Origin of the sequence: Serratia sp. JSRIV002, from assembly GCF_019968725.1 — a bacterium.
In the GTDB taxonomy this organism is placed as follows: domain Bacteria; phylum Pseudomonadota; class Gammaproteobacteria; order Enterobacterales; family Enterobacteriaceae; genus Chania; species Chania fonticola_B.
The window spans coordinates 1,103,347-1,119,300 of sequence record NZ_CP074143.1 but is presented as its reverse complement, the minus strand read 5'-3'; the positions used below and the strand labels follow the sequence as shown (position 1 = coordinate 1,119,300).

At 49.9% G+C, this 15,954-nt stretch carries 15 protein-coding genes and 1 pseudogene; 5 read left to right on the top strand and 11 right to left on the bottom strand.

What is annotated here, in order from left to right; genetic code table 11:
- The first annotated feature begins 112 nt into the window (after positions 1 to 112).
- The 3 genes from KGP26_RS05165 (at position 113) to KGP26_RS05155 (ending at position 2,957) form a co-directional block, all read left to right on the top strand.
- Positions 113 to 565 carry a periplasmic heavy metal sensor gene (locus KGP26_RS05165; RefSeq protein WP_115160344.1) on the top strand — a complete coding sequence of 151 codons (453 nt, stop codon included), beginning with the start codon at positions 113 to 115 and terminating at the stop codon, positions 563 to 565.
- A 322-nt stretch (positions 566 to 887) separates the two neighbouring features.
- Positions 888 to 1,355, top strand: a complete 468-nt coding sequence (locus KGP26_RS05160; RefSeq protein ID WP_115160345.1) for a glycine zipper 2TM domain-containing protein — start codon at positions 888 to 890, stop codon at positions 1,353 to 1,355.
- A 147-nt stretch (positions 1,356 to 1,502) separates the two neighbouring features.
- The gene (locus tag KGP26_RS05155) at positions 1,503 to 2,957 is read left to right on the top strand and encodes a carboxylesterase (protein ID WP_209524117.1); all 1,455 of its coding nucleotides are present in this window, start codon (positions 1,503 to 1,505) and stop codon (positions 2,955 to 2,957) included.
- Positions 2,958 to 3,002: 45 nt separating this feature from the next.
- Here the strand turns inward: KGP26_RS05155 and KGP26_RS05150 are convergent, their stop codons facing one another.
- The 7 genes and pseudogenes from KGP26_RS05150 to KGP26_RS05120 form a co-directional block, all read right to left on the bottom strand.
- Positions 3,003 to 3,581: a helix-turn-helix transcriptional regulator gene (locus KGP26_RS05150; protein WP_223665112.1), complete on the bottom strand. Its 579-nt coding sequence runs from the start codon at positions 3,579 to 3,581 to the stop codon at positions 3,003 to 3,005.
- A gap of 122 nt (positions 3,582 to 3,703) precedes the next feature.
- Positions 3,704 to 4,888 (bottom strand): fimbrial protein, encoded by a 1,185-nt coding sequence (locus KGP26_RS05145; RefSeq protein ID WP_209528810.1) that lies wholly within the window; start codon positions 4,886 to 4,888, stop codon positions 3,704 to 3,706.
- 122 nt (positions 4,889 to 5,010) lie between these two features.
- The gene (locus KGP26_RS05140) at positions 5,011 to 6,210 is read right to left on the bottom strand and encodes a fimbrial protein (RefSeq protein ID WP_223498933.1); all 1,200 of its coding nucleotides are present in this window, start codon (positions 6,208 to 6,210) and stop codon (positions 5,011 to 5,013) included.
- Between the two features lie 60 nt (positions 6,211 to 6,270).
- Positions 6,271 to 8,926: pseudogene (locus KGP26_RS05135) on the bottom strand (fimbria/pilus outer membrane usher protein).
- A gap of 75 nt (positions 8,927 to 9,001) precedes the next feature.
- The gene (locus KGP26_RS05130; RefSeq protein WP_223665624.1) at positions 9,002 to 9,703 is read right to left on the bottom strand and encodes a fimbria/pilus periplasmic chaperone; all 702 of its coding nucleotides are present in this window, start codon (positions 9,701 to 9,703) and stop codon (positions 9,002 to 9,004) included.
- A gap of 53 nt (positions 9,704 to 9,756) precedes the next feature.
- Entirely contained in the window at positions 9,757 to 10,302 is a 546-nt protein-coding gene (locus tag KGP26_RS05125) for a fimbrial protein (protein WP_059199865.1), read from the bottom strand.
- Positions 10,303 to 10,420: 118 nt separating this feature from the next.
- Positions 10,421 to 10,801, bottom strand: coding sequence for a winged helix-turn-helix domain-containing protein (locus tag KGP26_RS05120; protein WP_218519839.1), 381 nt, complete (start codon positions 10,799 to 10,801; stop codon positions 10,421 to 10,423).
- Positions 10,802 to 11,520: 719 nt separating this feature from the next.
- On the opposite strand from KGP26_RS05120, the gene KGP26_RS05115 reads away from it, so the two are divergent.
- The gene (locus KGP26_RS05115) at positions 11,521 to 12,339 is read left to right on the top strand and encodes a winged helix-turn-helix domain-containing protein (RefSeq protein ID WP_223665111.1); all 819 of its coding nucleotides are present in this window, start codon (positions 11,521 to 11,523) and stop codon (positions 12,337 to 12,339) included.
- 149 nt (positions 12,340 to 12,488) lie between these two features.
- Here the strand turns inward: KGP26_RS05115 and KGP26_RS05110 are convergent, their stop codons facing one another.
- Positions 12,489 to 12,878, bottom strand: coding sequence for an SHOCT domain-containing protein (locus tag KGP26_RS05110; protein ID WP_024484143.1), 390 nt, complete (start codon positions 12,876 to 12,878; stop codon positions 12,489 to 12,491).
- Between the two features lie 417 nt (positions 12,879 to 13,295).
- Positions 13,296 to 13,547 carry a DinI-like family protein gene (locus tag KGP26_RS05105; RefSeq protein ID WP_059199862.1) on the bottom strand — a complete coding sequence of 84 codons (252 nt, stop codon included), beginning with the start codon at positions 13,545 to 13,547 and terminating at the stop codon, positions 13,296 to 13,298.
- A gap of 431 nt (positions 13,548 to 13,978) precedes the next feature.
- On the opposite strand from KGP26_RS05105, the gene KGP26_RS05100 reads away from it, so the two are divergent.
- Positions 13,979 to 14,554, top strand: a complete 576-nt coding sequence (locus KGP26_RS05100) for a tyrosine-type DNA invertase (protein WP_094983298.1) — start codon at positions 13,979 to 13,981, stop codon at positions 14,552 to 14,554.
- Between the two features lie 111 nt (positions 14,555 to 14,665).
- On the opposite strand, the gene KGP26_RS05095 is transcribed toward KGP26_RS05100, so the two are convergent.
- Both KGP26_RS05095 and KGP26_RS05090 read right to left on the bottom strand, forming a co-directional pair.
- A complete protein-coding gene (locus KGP26_RS05095) occupies positions 14,666 to 15,280 on the bottom strand; it encodes a helix-turn-helix transcriptional regulator (RefSeq protein ID WP_223500896.1) in 615 nt (204 codons plus the stop codon).
- Entirely contained in the window at positions 15,277 to 15,942 is a 666-nt protein-coding gene (locus KGP26_RS05090; RefSeq protein ID WP_223665110.1) for a hypothetical protein, read from the bottom strand. Before KGP26_RS05090 ends, KGP26_RS05095 begins: the two co-directional genes overlap by 4 nt.
- Positions 15,943 to 15,954 lie beyond the last annotated feature (12 nt).

Here is a 15,954-nt window from a genome sequence, read left to right as displayed (position 1 = left end):
AGCCCTAACGGCAATCCTGTATCTATACAATTCCCATGCCAGCCTGAAGCTGGCACGACGGTTGCAACTAAAGAAATGGAATCCATGAACCCTCAACCAAAGGAAATCAATCATGACGCTAACTAAAACCACCTTCGCCGCCATTATCTCCGTTGCCCTGCTGGCCGGTGTTAGCACTACCGCGCTGGCGCAAAATGGCAACCGCGCAAACATGACCAATGCACAGGGAACTCATCAGGGGATGGGTTATCAGCACGGTAACCGCGCGAACTTGACGCCTGAACAGCAAGCCGTCAGCCAGAAAGCCTTTGATGAATTCCAGTTGAAAACCGCCGATCTGCGCCAACAACTGATGTCCAAGCAATACGAATATCAGGCATTGCTGACCAGCAAGCCTTTGGATGAGCAGAAGGTCTTGGCCGTGAGCAAAGAAATCACCGCATTGCGTGATAACCTGTACCAACAGCGTGTGGCGCTCGATACCGATCTGGCCAAGGCTGGCGTACCGATGATGAGCCACGGGATGGGTGGAGCGGGGATGCACGGCGGACGTGGCTGTCGTTAAGCCTTAACGTTATCCTCAGATAACATCGGGAGAACACCAGATCTGTTCTGGTTTCTCCCGTCAATTCTTCCCCCTTCCCGGATCGTTCAGGCTGTCACCCCCGCGATACATTTATCCCCTGCTGAACAATTAACAACACTGATTAATGAGAATATTCTTGGTTAATTGACGTAAAACAACACACTAAAACGCTTAATCCTTATTCTTACGCCCGATTATAATTTTTTTTCGTACCGCCTGAATAAAATCAAGTTCCTGCCATACTTATTTGCATGAGACAGCGACTGTCTCTTTGCGCACTTAACTTGCCCGGAGTTTTCTTATGAATAAAACCATCATTGTTGTCGCTCTTGCTGCCGCCGTTCTCAGCGGATGTAACGCTAATCGCACCGCTTCCGGCGATACCTTTACTGCAGCACAGGCCAGGCAGGCCAACTTCGTCACTTATGGCACGCTGGTGTCCGTGCGGCCGGTCACCATCCAGGGGGGTGATGGCACCAACGCCGCTGGGGCTATTGGCGGGGCCGTAGTCGGTGGCTTCCTGGGTAACACGGTAGGTGGTGGCTCCGGACGCAATCTGGCAACCGCAGCGGGTGCCGTCGGGGGCGCAGCCGCTGGCTCAGGTATCCAAAGTGCCATGAATCGCAGCGCCGGGGTGGAACTGGAAGTGCGCCGAGATGATGGCGTGAATATCGTGGTCGTTCAGGCACAGGGCTCAACCCAGTTCCATACAGGGCAACGCGTTGCACTGGTGACCAATGGCACCACCACCACCGTCTCACCACGCTAAAAGGAATAGGTTACTTCAAGGTTTAGGAGCCAGACCGCAATATGGCTCCTTACTACTGCGATACCGGCTCCAGGGACGATCTCTCCTTGCGGGATAATAGCGAGTTTTCCGGCTCGGCCATTACAATAAAAAACGGAGTTAAACCTGATGTTTATCAAATGGATTAAACGCATTGCCCTGCTGCTGGTGGTGTTAATCGTCGGAGCGCTGGGCATGCGAGTTTATGATACTCAGCGTGGGCCATCGTTACAGCTTTGGCATACCTTTGTCCCAAATGAAATGCGCGCCGATGAGATCGATAAGGCCAGTTGGGCGGATTATCTAACTGCCGAGGACGCCATTTTCAAAGAGGTCCGCCAGAATGTGACCGACAAGCTGGACAGCAGTCAGCAGACCTCGTTGAACCGCTACTATGCCGACAGCCCAATCTATCCCGAAAAGTTTCCTACTGACTGGAACCGCTCCTACATTATGATGCCGGAAGGCAAACCGAAAGGCGCCGTGGTGCTGTTACATGGTTTGACCGATACCCCTTACAGCCTGCGGCATATCGCGGATAATTACCGTGAATATGGTTATGTGGCGGTCGGTATTCGTTTACCGGCGCACGGCACCGTACCAGGAGCACTGACCGACGTAGACTGGCAGGATTGGATGGCGGCCACCCGTTTGGCGATCCGTGAAGCCAAACGCCTGGCGGGTGACGACGTACCGCTGCATATCGTAGGCTTCTCAAACGGCGGCGCGTTGGCGATGAAATACACGCTGGATGCGTTGGATGACCCCCGCCTGACGAAACCCCAGCGTGTAGTGCTGATTTCGCCGATGATCGGCGTCACCAGCTTTGCTCGTTTTGCCGGTATTGCCGGTTGGCCTGCCATCTTCCCGGCGTTTGCCAAGGCGGCCTGGTTGGGGATTGTGCCGGAGTTTAACCCGTTCAAATACAATTCGTTCCCGGTAAATGCGGCACGCCAGTCCTTCCAGCTTACCCAGGCATTGCAAAAGCAGATTGCCGCCGATTCACGCAACGGCAAAATGGGCGAATTGCCGCCGATCCTGACGTTCCAATCGGTGATGGATTCTACCGTCAGCACCCGTGCGGTAATCACCGCCCTGTATAACCACCTGCCAGCCAACGGCAGTGAGGTGGTGTTATTTGATTTAAACCAGGCGGTGGCGTTTGGGCCGTTACTCAGAAGCTCATCCTATACCGCGCTGCCGCGGCTGCTACCACCGCCTCCGCGTAACTATACGGCCACCATAGTCACTAACGTAACGCCAGAAACTACCGATACTGAGGCTCGTACCATCGTCGCAGGGCAAACGGCAGAGACCACGGATCTGCTCGGTATCACCTACTTGCCGGATATCTTCTCGCTGTCGCACGTGGCCTTGCCGTTCCCGTTGAGTGATTCCCTGTACGGACGTTACCCGGAACCACGCAATCAGTACGGTATCAGCCTGGGGACCTTTGCCGCACGTGGCGAGCGGGCAGTGCTGGTGGTCGGGCTGGACTCACTGATGCGTCTGTCCTCAAACCCGTTCTTCCCTTATATGCTCAAGCGTATTGATGACAATATCGGCCCGGCTCCAACAAAATAAATTAGGTTAACCCCGGCCAGTCCCCAATCGGTGCTGGCCGGAGTTTCAACCGGCAAAAATGGCTGAATTGAGCACGCTGGTTTTTATTGGGCATGCCTGAAACAGGTTACGCACCCCCAATTTATGCAAAGCATTACGCCGGTGGGTATACACGGTTTTGGTTGAGATACGTAAGCTGAGGCCGATGGCTTGCATATTCATACCATCGATCATAGACAGCAGTACGGCCTTCTCTCTGCGGGTTAAGCTATCATGGAGAAAAGTAGCAACAGGAAGCTCCCCACCGACTATGTTGACTAACTCATTAAACACCGCGTCTACATCAGCATCCTCTGCCAAGGCAATATGCCGCTCAACACTCAGATTGAACTTTATTTTCATTGCGGTTGGCAAAAAAATTATTTTCCCAGGGAATTTGGCAACGGCAATCAAGAACGACATTTCACTGATTGAATTCAACATATAAAACACCAGCACATCCTCTTTACCAAAGCTACTGGCACTGGTGTTTTTCAGTTCATTGAGTGCCATTTGGTTAATCACTCGCCCCTCGGCATGCAAATACGCCTTGAGCCCAACAAAAAAATAATAGTTATCAGTAATGATATTAATTTTCCCAGGCATAGTAATGGCGCTCCTTTATAAAAACACATCTCCATCTCATCGCTGTCACAGCAAACCGAGGCCCAACTATGGCGAGTGGAACGTTCGTATAGTTATGAGTTATGCTATCTACGGGCCACAACTCAATAATAGTTAATGGTAAATACCACTTTGCCATTCGCCTTGCCCGGCGTCGGTGTTGCAGCCGTTTTAATATAGCGGGCAGCCAGGGGGATCCGAACGGTTGAGCTACCGTCTTTCGGTAATGTGATGCTCTGCTCTGCCGAGAAGTTAAACGGCGTCGGTGCTTGAGCACTCTCCCCCCAGCCGAGTTGGATGCCCACGCCGCTGGCCGCTCCGGATACCGTTGAGTCGATAGCCATAATGCCATTGGTGGCATCCAGCACCGTGGTTGTTGGCGTTAGGCGCACACCCAGGCTGTTATTCAGCGAAGTGGTAGTCGTGCTGCTCCCGGTATTGTAATTCATTAATAGCGGCGCATTTGTCGAATTATAAAAGCCGTAGAATTGAGGACAGTTAGTCAGGTTAATTGATGCATCAACCCAGGGAGTGGCGGCATTCGCCGTGCTAAAATACTCATTTATATCGTAACTCCCCAAGTAAACAGCAACAACAGGTGTGGAACAGGTCTGTGCTGATACCGTTATACTGCCTTGAAAACTGAAGATCCAATAATACAATGGTAACCCAGTGATCGTTACGGCATTAGTGTGGCTAGTGGGTGAATAGTCAATCGCCTCCTGAGTGGTAGGGAAATTTGCACCATTGATGCTGTAGGTTCCTGGTACCAGAGGGCCCGTTTTAACCAATACAATACTTCTCGGTGAGCTTGCGCCGATAGGGGTAATTCTAATACCTAATGATGAGTCTAATAAATTCTGCCCCTCAGCATAAAGTTTGGTGGGGGTTATCGCTCTATTTGACACGCCGGTGATAATCGCCACACCGATACCTGGGATACCGGTTTCATACACTCCATTGGCATAAGGTCCGGTTGTCAGGCCGGAGAGCGGTTTTGGCGTAGTCTTTAAACTCAATGATGTCGCATAATACAGATATTTTCCAACATCGGAGGCAACCCATTTCCCTTCAATATAGGTATCTTTCATGGTCAAGCTTGCCTGATATATTACCGTCCCCACTGGCACATCTACACCGGCCGAAATCACCGGTGGGCTCAAGGGAACGATGACGGTTTGCTGGCCGCCTGTCAGCGTCGCGGTAAACGTTGCCCAGCTTGGGCAAGAGATAACCGCTAGCACTATTCCCATCAACAATCCTGATACTTTATCTGTCGATCTTTTCATGAGTAATATCCTCTTTCTCATAATCTATGTAGGCCATGACAGAAAGAATAAAGTTGGAATTGGTGGCTGCACTAACTAGGGTCAACCGTCTTTATTTATCCGAGAGGCAAATTTTTTGTTGCTCAATAGTAATTTATCGTAAACGTCACTTTGCCATTCGCCAGACCCGGCGTAGGGTTCGCAGCCGTTTGAATATAACGGGCAGACAAAGGGATGCGAATGGTTCGGCTGCCATCTTTCGGCAGTGTCACCGTTTGTTCCGCGGCAAAGTTGAACATCGTCGGCGCCTGGCTACTTTCCCCCCAGCCAATCTGGATGCCTACGCCTGAAGCCGCGCCAGATACCGTCGAATCAATAGCCATAATCCCATTGGCAGCATCGATCACCGACGTTGTCGGGGTTAATCTCACACCAATATTGTTATTCAGTGCATTGGAAACCGTCGCCAATCCCGTGTTGTAATCCATCAGTTTCGTGGTATTGGTCGCATTATAAAAACCGTAAAATGTCGGGCAGTTGGTCAGATTGATAGACGCATCAAGCCAAGGAGTGGCCGCTCCCACTCGGCCAAAATACTCGCCTATTTCATAAGCCCCCATGTAAACAGCAACCACCGGGGTGGTGCAAGTTTGCGTAGAGACCGTCAGAGTCCCCTGGAAATTGATATTATAAAAAGTAAACGGCAGCCCGGTGACAGCGACGGAGCCAGGATGGCTATTCACCGGTTGTTCAAGCATAGTCTTGATACTCGGGAGATTTGCCCCGCTTAATGTAAAGCTACCGGGGGTGATCGGCCCTGTTTTAATTAGCGAGATATAACGTGTTGAACCGGTAAAGTTAAGCGCTCCACCTAACTCATTGCCAACCTGCCTGATAGGGTTCTCTACATCGGTGGTCACTGCTGGCCGATTAGGTATTATCGGGCTGCCATCAGGAGTACGTGAGATAGCCACGCCAATCCCGGGAATATTCGTTTGATAGACTGCGCCCGCAAACGGGCCGGTCATCAAGCCGCTCAGAGGCAACGGAGCATTGCTAATCAGCGTTGAGCTACTGTACCAAAATGATTTACCCACGTCGGCCTGTGCCCACTGGCAGCCCATCTTGGTGTTTTTCATCAACCAACTGCCTTGATAAAGCACGGTCCCCACGGGAATATCAACCCCAGCAGAAATCACCGGCGGGCTCAGCGGCACCGTTTCCGTTTGGGTTGCACCAGCATCAAACGAGCAATTCGCCACAGCCCAACTATTGGCGCTGATAACACTTAACAAAATACCGCCGAGCAGACCCGACACTTTATTTATCGATAATTTCATCATTCATTAACCCTCTTTCTGGCAGGCGTTACCAGAAAGGAAAACAGTTGTCATGCCTGGCTGTTAACCCTCGTTAACAGCCGATAGCTTGTCATTGTTCGCCAGTTTCGACCGCAGGGAACTGGCAGGGGCCATCGTCGTGCAAGGCGAATTGAATTGTTGTATCTGCTCTTGGCCCTTGGCCCTTGGCCATAGGCATCAGCATATAGCTGACGGTACATTGCATCTCACCACCTTCGCCCCATTTCACTTGCAACTGGCCCTTGTCTTGCGCCACACGCGCATACAGTTGCCCGCCCTGGCCCACTGAGCCTACGCTGTTGCCTTTGCTATCAAAGATATCGGCCCCGAACGGTACCGGCTCCCCTTGATAGGTTGCGTTCACCAGAATTGGCGTCCCCTGCTTAGTAGTATATTTCACCTTCACCACCGCACCGGAATATGGCGCCACTTTCTGGCTGGTGTTATCCAATTCCACACCGGCCGACGTCCCTTTCGGATCGAGACTGATCTCGTTCATCTGGTACGGATTCAGGTAAGGCACTATCGCGTACCCTCGTGAATCAATGCTCACGCCGGGATATGAGGAAACCTTAGCCCCCTCTGCACCTTTGGCTTCCACCAGCGCGAAGGTGTCCGACGTGTACGGTGTAAAGGTCACCCCGCCAGAGTGGGCGATCACCGTACCGTTCATCCCGGCAGAGGCGCTTTGATAGCCTTTACCCGTGCTGTAAGTACCGCTCAATGCCGTGGCCGGGCTACGGTAGTTACCGTTCAGCGAGCCGCTGGAACCCATACCCTGATTGGCATTCATCGCCGTCACGCCATAGCTGAACTGGTTATCCTGCCCTGTGGTGCCGGATACCGTAGCCTGCTGGCCATAACGGCCGCTGCTGTCATGGGACAAGTCCATCCGCAACTGTGGCGTGTGGGTTTCGTCGCTACGCCCCAACGGCAGGCTGAAGCTCAACAGATAGTTGGTCTGCGCCGTACCCAGGCTGGAGAAGCTGCGGTTAATGCTCAGGCCGTAGGACAGGTCCTTGTAGCGATTGTTGTAACCTATCTGGTACTGCTTCTCGCTGCCGTCTTTGTTCCAGTAATTCTGCAAGGAGCCGCTGATATACAGCTGGCCCCAGTTCTCCGGCAGACCTTGTCCCGCAGTCACCGTCAGGCGATTTTTGGCTCGCGAGATCGACTCCGGCGAGAACCCTTCTGCTACCGCGTCACGAGTCTGCATCGCGGTCATAAAGTCCATAAAGCCATCGGTTGAGAAGCGGTACGCTGCCAGCGACAGATTGCTGTTGGTTTCGCTGATCAGCTTGCTGTAGCTCACCTTGTAGCTTTGCCCACTCAGGCTATTACCCGACTCATGTCGGCCATTGGCATCGGTGCCGTTCCCCAAATGAGTACGCGCCTGGGTAACATCAAATGCCCAGGCACCAATCGGCGTGCCTACCGCCGCACCCAACTGCAGTGCGTAGTAATCCTGGCTGGCCTGCAGGCCACCATAGCCGGTGATGGCGTTAGTTAACCCCAACTGGTAGGTGCCCTGATACAGCGCCGGCTTCTCACGCAGGTTATCGCTACGTACTTCACCTGCGGTGATCGAATACCGTGATGACCCAGGCCGCAGCAGTTGGGCCACCGAAGCATAAGGCACGCTGAAAGTCTGCTCGGTACCGTCGGACTCACGTACAGTGACCTGTAGATCCCCGCCGTAGCCGGTCGGGTACAGATCGTTGATCAGGAACTCGCCCGGGGTGACCGTGGTTTCATACAACACCTGACCGCCCTGGCGTACGGTAACGCGGGCGTTGGTACGGGCAATGCCACGGATATCCGGCGCATAACCGCGCAGGGACTCCGGCAACATCCGCTCATCAGTAGCTAACTGAATACCGGTAAACGGCAGCGTATCGAACAGTTGCCCGGTGGTGTTCGATTGGCCCATCAACACGCGCGCCTTGAGTACTGGAATATCGCGCTGCAAATAAGTATTGAGGTTGTTGTACTGGTTCGGTCCGTTGTCCATCCGGGTATAAGACCCGTTGTGACGGAGATACCAGGCGCCGACATTCAGCCCGGCGTTCACACCAGCAAACAGCGAATTGAAGGTATTACCGTGCGATTCGCTGGTGTAGCCGTTGACGTTGTAGCCCATCAAGAGTGCCGGTACGCCGCTGTCCCACAGCTCCGGGCTAACGGTGCCGCGGGCGGTGTTGAGCATGTAAACCTGCGGCACCACAATATCCAGACGTTGCTCATTACTGTCGTAATTCACCTGAGCTTCCGGTAACTTGCTTTGGAGATCGAAGCAGACATCCCCTTTGTCCAGCGAGGTTAAAAAATCCGCTGGCAGCTTGGCGTAATCAAACGCAATGTTTTTAATCAGTTCGCGGGTCAGGCAGGGATAAACGCTTTTATCTGCCCGCGCTTTGAATTCAATGTCAGTATTGCTGATCGGTTGATTATTAACATATAAAGCCGTTTTATAGATCCCAGGCAATCCCGAAGAGCCATTGGCAAAACGACTGAGGTCAACGGACTTCTCATCATCCACATTCAGGAATGACGCATCGAACTCAAGATTTTTGGCGATGTCTTGTGGTGCAGAAACCGCGTTCTCAGCATTAACGTTAGCCGCAAAAAAAGTTGATAAAATAGCTATGGCCAGTGGCGATAACTGGCTACACAGGCCATATTGAAAATATTTAGACATAGATATCCCTTCAAGAACTGATTCCTGAATAGCGGTCAACCGATTAATGCGGGAGTGTTTTATATAGCGGGGGCGTTATTGTATCACTGCATCAAAAGTATTAACCGCACCGTAATCATTTACGAAACTCCCTGTAACCTTACTACCTGCACTGCCCGCCAAGTCCAATGTCATGGTGCTACGGGGGGCCACCATCGCATGGTCAAGTTTTTTGCCATTAACCGACAGGTTGACCAACGAGACATAATACGGCGTTGGGTTGCTAGCCTGTACCCGGTTACCCTGGCTGTTCCAGGTTAGCGCTTTAGCCGCTTCATTGGCGTTACCTTGCAGACCCGCAGGGCGATAGAACAGCTTGATGCGCGAACGGAAAGCCATCTGCAAGCGGTTCTCGGTCACTTTAGCCTGGGTTTTGGCCGGAACTTCCAGTACGTTCAGCCAGAACACCGATTCTTTATCCATCGGCAGCGAGCCACCGGCGTAGCTGATACGTAACGTCTGGCCCTTGCTCGGCTCCACACGGTTCATCGGGGGCGTCAGGACAAACGGCACCTTGATCGCGGCCGGTTTGGCGTCGGCGTCACCGTTATCGATCCAGCTTTGCAACAACACCGGTGATGGACCGCCATTACTGATTTTGACGCTGACTTCTTTGGCATCAGAGGGGTAAATCACCCGCGTACCACTAATCACCACGCTGGCCAGGCTACTGACGCTGAACAAGGCTGCGGCGGCAACAACGCCAACTTTTAGCACATTAGTAGAGAGTAATTTCATCATAAACTCCGGGAACTGACAGATTGGGAGGGGCGTACCCCTCCCACAGTCCATTACTGGTACTGAATAGAATAAACAACGTTGCTGACTACGGTACCCGCAGTGGTTGCTGCCTCTGCGTAGTAGCGAACGATGTACGGCAGTGTGGTGCTACCACTGGTAACGTCTTTATAAGTCATCGCGGTGGTCTGCTCTTGGCTACCGGCTTTGATCACGGCCTGAGTCGGGCTGGAAGCGTCCAGCAATTGCAGGCTGACGTTGGTAGCCGTACCGGTTGTGTTAAACAGGCGGCCAGTCACCGTATCAACAGAAGAACCCGCCTGGAAGAAAGCGGAGGCAGTCTCCAGGGTCCCTGAACAGTTGCTCAGGGACATCACGAAGCCGGTATCACCTGCTGTGCGAGCAGCGTTTTGCAGTTGGTTGGTGCCGACGGTTGGCAGAATGACGGTCGCGTCCGCACCCTGGCCATCAACCACAACGTCACAGGTATTGGCAGTCAGTTCACCGTTAAAAGTGATGGTACCGGTAGAAGCTGCCTGGGCCAGGCCAACAGTACCGAAAACAGCGATCAGGGATGCAGCGATTGCTAACTTTTTCATATATATTCCTACTTACCTTGTATTATGAATACCATTTTAATATCCATTAAAATGGCCTGGTGAATACCCATGGGGATGGATATAGCTAGATGACTCCAGCATTTATATTAACAACAACTTACTTAACAAATAGCGAAGAGACTCGCTGGTTATCGACGGAGTAGCCAATACCATGAACGTTCGCTATAAAATCTTCCGGGAGCCCAAGTGACGCCAGTTTCTTACGCAATTCATTTATTGCATGCCATAAACGCTGGCTGGACGAAGATAAATTAATCTCCTCCCAAACGTTTTTCATTATGTCATTTTTATAGATGACGGCATCCTGGCTATTCGCCAGCAAATAAATCAGTAATCGGGTCTGGATCTCGTTTAGAGAGATAACCTTGAAAAACAGGGTGCGCTCCGAAGCGCCATCAGAGTAATAAAGGAGTCTTCGATTGGCAATATCGAATTGAATGTCATCATCAATTAGGAATCCATAAAGTCTATTTTCCATATGCATCTCGGATTATTATTTTGGTTTAATAACAAAAATAACAAACCTCCCTTAGGTGAGACATTATAGGAGCAATTTCCACTATGGCAACCGCGCCAAGATGATCACATTGCTATCTCTAAAAGTCTCGCAACAGCCTTAAATACCGAAAAACAAAGCTCGATCAGCATTTAACGCTAGCTGACGCGAATCATTCTGGTGTTTTTCATAACTCATTACTTCACTTCATTTGAGTAGTCATAAATGTCAAAGATTTTTATCTTACAACATTTATAGCTACCCATTAAATTTTACTCATTAACATTCAATCCGTTACCTACAAACCCACGATTAGGATTTATCTGTTACACCGATATATAAAAGACGCTACCGGTGAATCTATCCTTTACCTCAGTAAGATGAAGCCGCTTTACTTCGCTCCCCCCTTGCTGATGGAATAAATACTAGGCGATTGATGGGATTATTCTGAGTGAAGTAGTTTTATTCTTGATAAAAAACAAAAAATGCATGTAATTCAATAAATTAAAGAATAACATTAAATCATAACAGACTATTCTCAACCGTTCTTAAATGACAGTCACTCTCATTTAAGATTGATTATTAACATATTGTTTTTTAAATGAATGTGAATTGTTACTGATTTTTCATGCCACTATAAACGGTTAAACTATACTTTAAATAATCCGGACACTCAGACAACAAAAAGATAATATACTGAAATGAAACATAAAGTTATCATTAACGACACCGTACTGTACCTCCCAGAAGAGCACCGTCTGTGCCCGCTGCGCGCTCGAGGCAAAGAAACCGTTTTAAACGTTCCTGCCAGCCGTTGCCTGCAATTAATGTTGCAACGCCCGGGCGAGGTAATCAGTCAAAGCGACTTTTTCAATGAAGTCTGGCAAAAACATGGCCAGTATGTCACTGCCAATACCCTCTATCAGAACATCTCATTGGTAAGAAAAGGGATGCGGGAAGCCGGGCTGAGCAAAAACATCATCCGCACGGTTCCCAAAGTCGGAGTGGTTTTTTCCGGCACCGTTGAAATACAGCAAGAAGAGAGCGCCAACGTCATAGTGCAGCAAAGCAATAAGCCAGATCCGCTCCCAGTCGAGAGCTCACAGGCCGAAACTCTGCCGCCAGAACGCACGGTTTTAAACCAGACCAAGCTATTGCGCTATGGCCTGTTTACGGCGTTCATCCTGGCTATGTTGATCCTGCTGGCCAGCAATCAATCGCAAAGCGCACGTTTTTTTGACAGCCACACTAAAGCGGCCACGATCAATCAATGTTCTGTCTATATAGATAGAGACGATCTGGAAACCAATGTGGCCGGCTACAAGGAGTATTTAACCGTTAACAATGTAGTCTGTAATCCGGATGAGTTTGTCTACATTACCCGAACCCCGGCAAACCACAACACGCTGGTATTATTTTGCGATACCACTGCACAAGGCGATCTGAGATGTTCCTCACGATTTCAAATCGATAATCAGCACGACCCTCTTGCTGGCCTACGACCAGCAGGGAGGCAATAGCGGTTCAGCCATATAATGACCAACGGCGGCGCTTGGTTGAGCGGTAGATTGCAAGAGATCTCAAGATGGGTTCACTGCCGAATATGGGTTATTAGGGGAGCTTGCCGCCCCCCTTCTCTCTCATGTCATATTTCCTGCCCACTTCAACCTCAGGCCAGTGCTTTAGCCTTCAACTGCTGGTATTCACTTTCGGTGATCACACCGTCATCCAACAGCTTTTTGGCATCCGAAATTTGCTCGGCCGGCGATTTGCCTGCCACCTCACGGATATACTCGTTGGTGGCTGAGACAGATTTTTGCACTTGCGCACGATGCCGCTCGGCCATGCCTTTACCACGGGCAATCAGATAGACCAGGGACGTTAACAGCGGGATGAACAGCAGGAACACAATCCATACTGCCTTATAAAAGCCGCTCAGTTGGTGATCGCGAAACAGGTCGGAGACGACCTGGAACAGGATAAACAGGTAGGCGATGAAAAAGAAAAATGAAAACGTGGTAACCAGAATATCCCACAGGGTAAGTAGGTGATAGGTCATTAGCGCTCCTTATGGTCTAGCAAAACCAGGATAAAACGGCTTTCAATAACAAATTGATGTTTTGCACCATAAGTATATGTCGAACTTTCATTTTTTCCATGTTGGGCGGGAAAAATACGGCACAGGGAGAGCATCTGGATGGGTAAAGCACGGGGCCCTCACCCTAACCCTCTCCCACAGGGAGAGGGAACCGATCGAGTGGGCTGAAAATGTGGTGATACATCTTGGGTAGGGGGCGTTCAAGTTTACTGAGATGACTTCTTTACTTCCAAAGAGTAGGGACTAACAAGCCTCCTCTCCCTTAGGGGATTCACTTTGGATGAGAAAGAGATCGAGTGTGCTGAGCTTATCGCTTTACTACCCAACGAGCAGGGGTTAACAGCTCCCTCTCCCTGTGGGAGAGGGTTGGGGTGAGGGCTATGCGTTACGCCAGTGGCCATGCAGGATGACATCGTCGACAATTTCCTGCACGGTCAATTTTGCCTCAACGTCATTAAAAAAATCACTGGTCACGATCTCAGTCTTATCATTCAGCCCTGCAATCACCGTGAGGTGACTAGCCGGGTAGACCTCATGGACGCGAGTTTGCAGTTCGTCCAGCAACGCCTCACGGGCTTTCTCAGAGAGGTTGTCGAACAGATTGTTATCAACTTTTATTTGAATATTCATTTGGCAGTCTCTAGCAAGGGGCTTGGGGTTATCCTTATCATGATAGGCTCAATGTACAATTTTTGGCTAGTGCCGGTTCACTACGCTGTACATCAACTTTTTATTCTGACAAATGTGAAATTCATTACACTTTACTCTATTAAGAAACCCAATATTCATTATGTTTGCGGGAAACAGTCAAATTATAGACTGTATTATCAATGCTAATTAAACAGTGCAATTGCCCTCCCCCGTAAATGCTGGATATTGACGGTAGTCACCTGTAATATCACAATAAACACCAAATAGGAATTATCCTATGAGATTACCTCCAACTGCACTTTTAACAAACTTTTATTGCACTCTTTGGATTTAATAACGGTAGGTAAGAACTTTATTCTATTTAATCCTAACTCTGGCGTTTTTTAAGCGAAAAAAAATAGGAGTTTTCTTTGGTACAGCGTAAATTTCTCACTCTAACAGAAGTCCGCAAACTGATGAGTGCTGCCAGAAATACACCGACTGGAGTACGAGATAGCTGCCTGATCTTACTGGCTTTCCGCCATGGATTCCGTATCAGCGAACTGCTACGCCTGCGCTTTCGCGATCTTGAAATGGCCGAAGGACGGATAAATATACGCCGGCTTAAAAATGGATTCTCTACCGTTCATCCTCTGATGAATGACGAATGCGAAGCAATTCTGGAATGGAAGCAGCACAGGGCCCAATGGAAACCCGGTGCAGACCCGGACATTATCTTTATTTCTCAGCGAGGAACCCAGCTATCGCGGGGTCAAGCCTGGCGCATTATCCGTCAGGCTGGCGAACTGGCGGGCACGGTCATCAATACGCATCCCCATATGCTACGCCATGCCTGCGGCTATGAACTGGCGGAAAGAGGTGCGGATACCCGATTGATTCAGGATTATCTGGGGCACCGAAATATTCGCCATACCGTACGCTATACCGCCAGTAATGCGGCACGATTCGCGGGGATATGGGAAGCGGGTAAACGCAAAAACGGCTAAACCCGCCGGAATAGCCTTACTTTTTGTGTATTATACAGCAAACTATGCTCCACCACCGCCGGAGATCGCTGATGACAGCGATCTCCAAATCAGGCGGTAACCGATATAGGGCTATTGATTAAAACAGGCATAGAGCTCGACTTCACTCTCAATGCCAAGCTTGCCCATCATGTTGCGTTTATGTGCACTCACGGTCTTGACGCTGCGGGAAATCTTCTTCGCTATCTGCGAAATACTGAAGCCCTCCTGCAATAAGCTATAAACCTTTATTTCCGATCGGGAAAAAGGTCTGGCATCGGCGTTGGGTAGACTGGCCCCCTGTTCACTACGCAGAGACGGACTGATAACAATCTTGCCAGCCAGAACCTGATCGACCTGATTAACTAACTGACGAATATCTTCAGATAAAGCAATATAGGACACCCCCGGTAGATAACCTGGGCATTCCAACACCTGTTTTCCTGGCACATCGGTCATAATCAGTAACGGTTTGTCCTGCCTGACTGATTGAACAAATGACAGCAGCTTCGCCCCCATAGTGATATTTTCATTCAGACCATAGAGCTCACTGACGATCAGATCAACAGCAGATAAATCATCATCAAATACCAAATCATAGATAGAGTGCGCCGGTACGATCTCAGCGTCGGGCAGTTTGCGCCTGAATAGCTGATGCAAACCATGCCAGGTAACAATGCAGGGATGCATAATCATTATTTTTTTCATCGAGTCTCACCACTCAGTCCGTTTATCTTGGTTAAATAAACCAGCTTACCCGCCAGCAGGTAGAGCTCCTCATTGGTTGTCATCTGTAACTTTCTAATGATCGATTTCTTCTGCGTGCTGATGGTGCGTACATCTTTGCCGGTCACATTGGCGATAGCCGTGGCACTACGCCCGCGCAGTAAGGCCAGCGCAATCAATCTTTCCTGCTTACCTAATAAAGCCGCATTTTTGGGCGCTTTGTCAGTCCGATCGCGGCCTAAAAACTGGGTGATTTGATAAAGGTTAACCGGATCGATCAATACCGTATCTACGCCAAACGCGTGGAGAAGTTGCACCATCCAGGCCATATCATGCTGCAACCAGATCACCGAGTTGGTTTTATGATGATAACTGGCAATATCTGACAAAAAGGATAATAACGACAGATAGTCAGTGCCACGAGATAATGAGCTAAACAAGATCACATCAGGTTTAAATTCATAAACTTTCTTTTTGGCATCGGTCAATTTACTGACCCGGCAAAAACTTAACTCCGTGCTGCCCGCGTCCCCCAGTAACCGCTGCAGCCCGATCCAATTGATCCTGGATGGCTCAACAACCAGAATTCGCTTGCGGCTTTCCGCTGTCGCATGCTCGGCTTGCTGATGATTTGCCTGCTGCATTTTTCCTCCTAA

Coding starts and splice junctions, on each gene's coding strand:
- KGP26_RS05165 (WP_115160344.1), top strand. CDS start 113: ATGACGCTAACTAAAACCACCTTCGCCGCCATTATCTCCGTTGCCCTG.
- KGP26_RS05160 (WP_115160345.1), top strand. CDS start 888: ATGAATAAAACCATCATTGTTGTCGCTCTTGCTGCCGCCGTTCTCAGC.
- KGP26_RS05155 (WP_209524117.1), top strand. CDS start 1,503: ATGTTTATCAAATGGATTAAACGCATTGCCCTGCTGCTGGTGGTGTTA.
- KGP26_RS05150 (WP_223665112.1), bottom strand. CDS start 3,581: ATGCCTGGGAAAATTAATATCATTACTGATAACTATTATTTTTTTGTT.
- KGP26_RS05145 (WP_209528810.1), bottom strand. CDS start 4,888: ATGAAAAGATCGACAGATAAAGTATCAGGATTGTTGATGGGAATAGTG.
- KGP26_RS05140 (WP_223498933.1), bottom strand. CDS start 6,210: ATGATGAAATTATCGATAAATAAAGTGTCGGGTCTGCTCGGCGGTATT.
- KGP26_RS05130 (WP_223665624.1), bottom strand. CDS start 9,703: ATGAAATTACTCTCTACTAATGTGCTAAAAGTTGGCGTTGTTGCCGCC.
- KGP26_RS05125 (WP_059199865.1), bottom strand. CDS start 10,302: ATGAAAAAGTTAGCAATCGCTGCATCCCTGATCGCTGTTTTCGGTACT.
- KGP26_RS05120 (WP_218519839.1), bottom strand. CDS start 10,801: ATGGAAAATAGACTTTATGGATTCCTAATTGATGATGACATTCAATTC.
- KGP26_RS05115 (WP_223665111.1), top strand. CDS start 11,521: ATGAAACATAAAGTTATCATTAACGACACCGTACTGTACCTCCCAGAA.
- KGP26_RS05110 (WP_024484143.1), bottom strand. CDS start 12,878: ATGACCTATCACCTACTTACCCTGTGGGATATTCTGGTTACCACGTTT.
- KGP26_RS05105 (WP_059199862.1), bottom strand. CDS start 13,547: ATGAATATTCAAATAAAAGTTGATAACAATCTGTTCGACAACCTCTCT.
- KGP26_RS05095 (WP_223500896.1), bottom strand. CDS start 15,280: ATGAAAAAAATAATGATTATGCATCCCTGCATTGTTACCTGGCATGGT.
- KGP26_RS05090 (WP_223665110.1), bottom strand. CDS start 15,942: ATGCAGCAGGCAAATCATCAGCAAGCCGAGCATGCGACAGCGGAAAGC.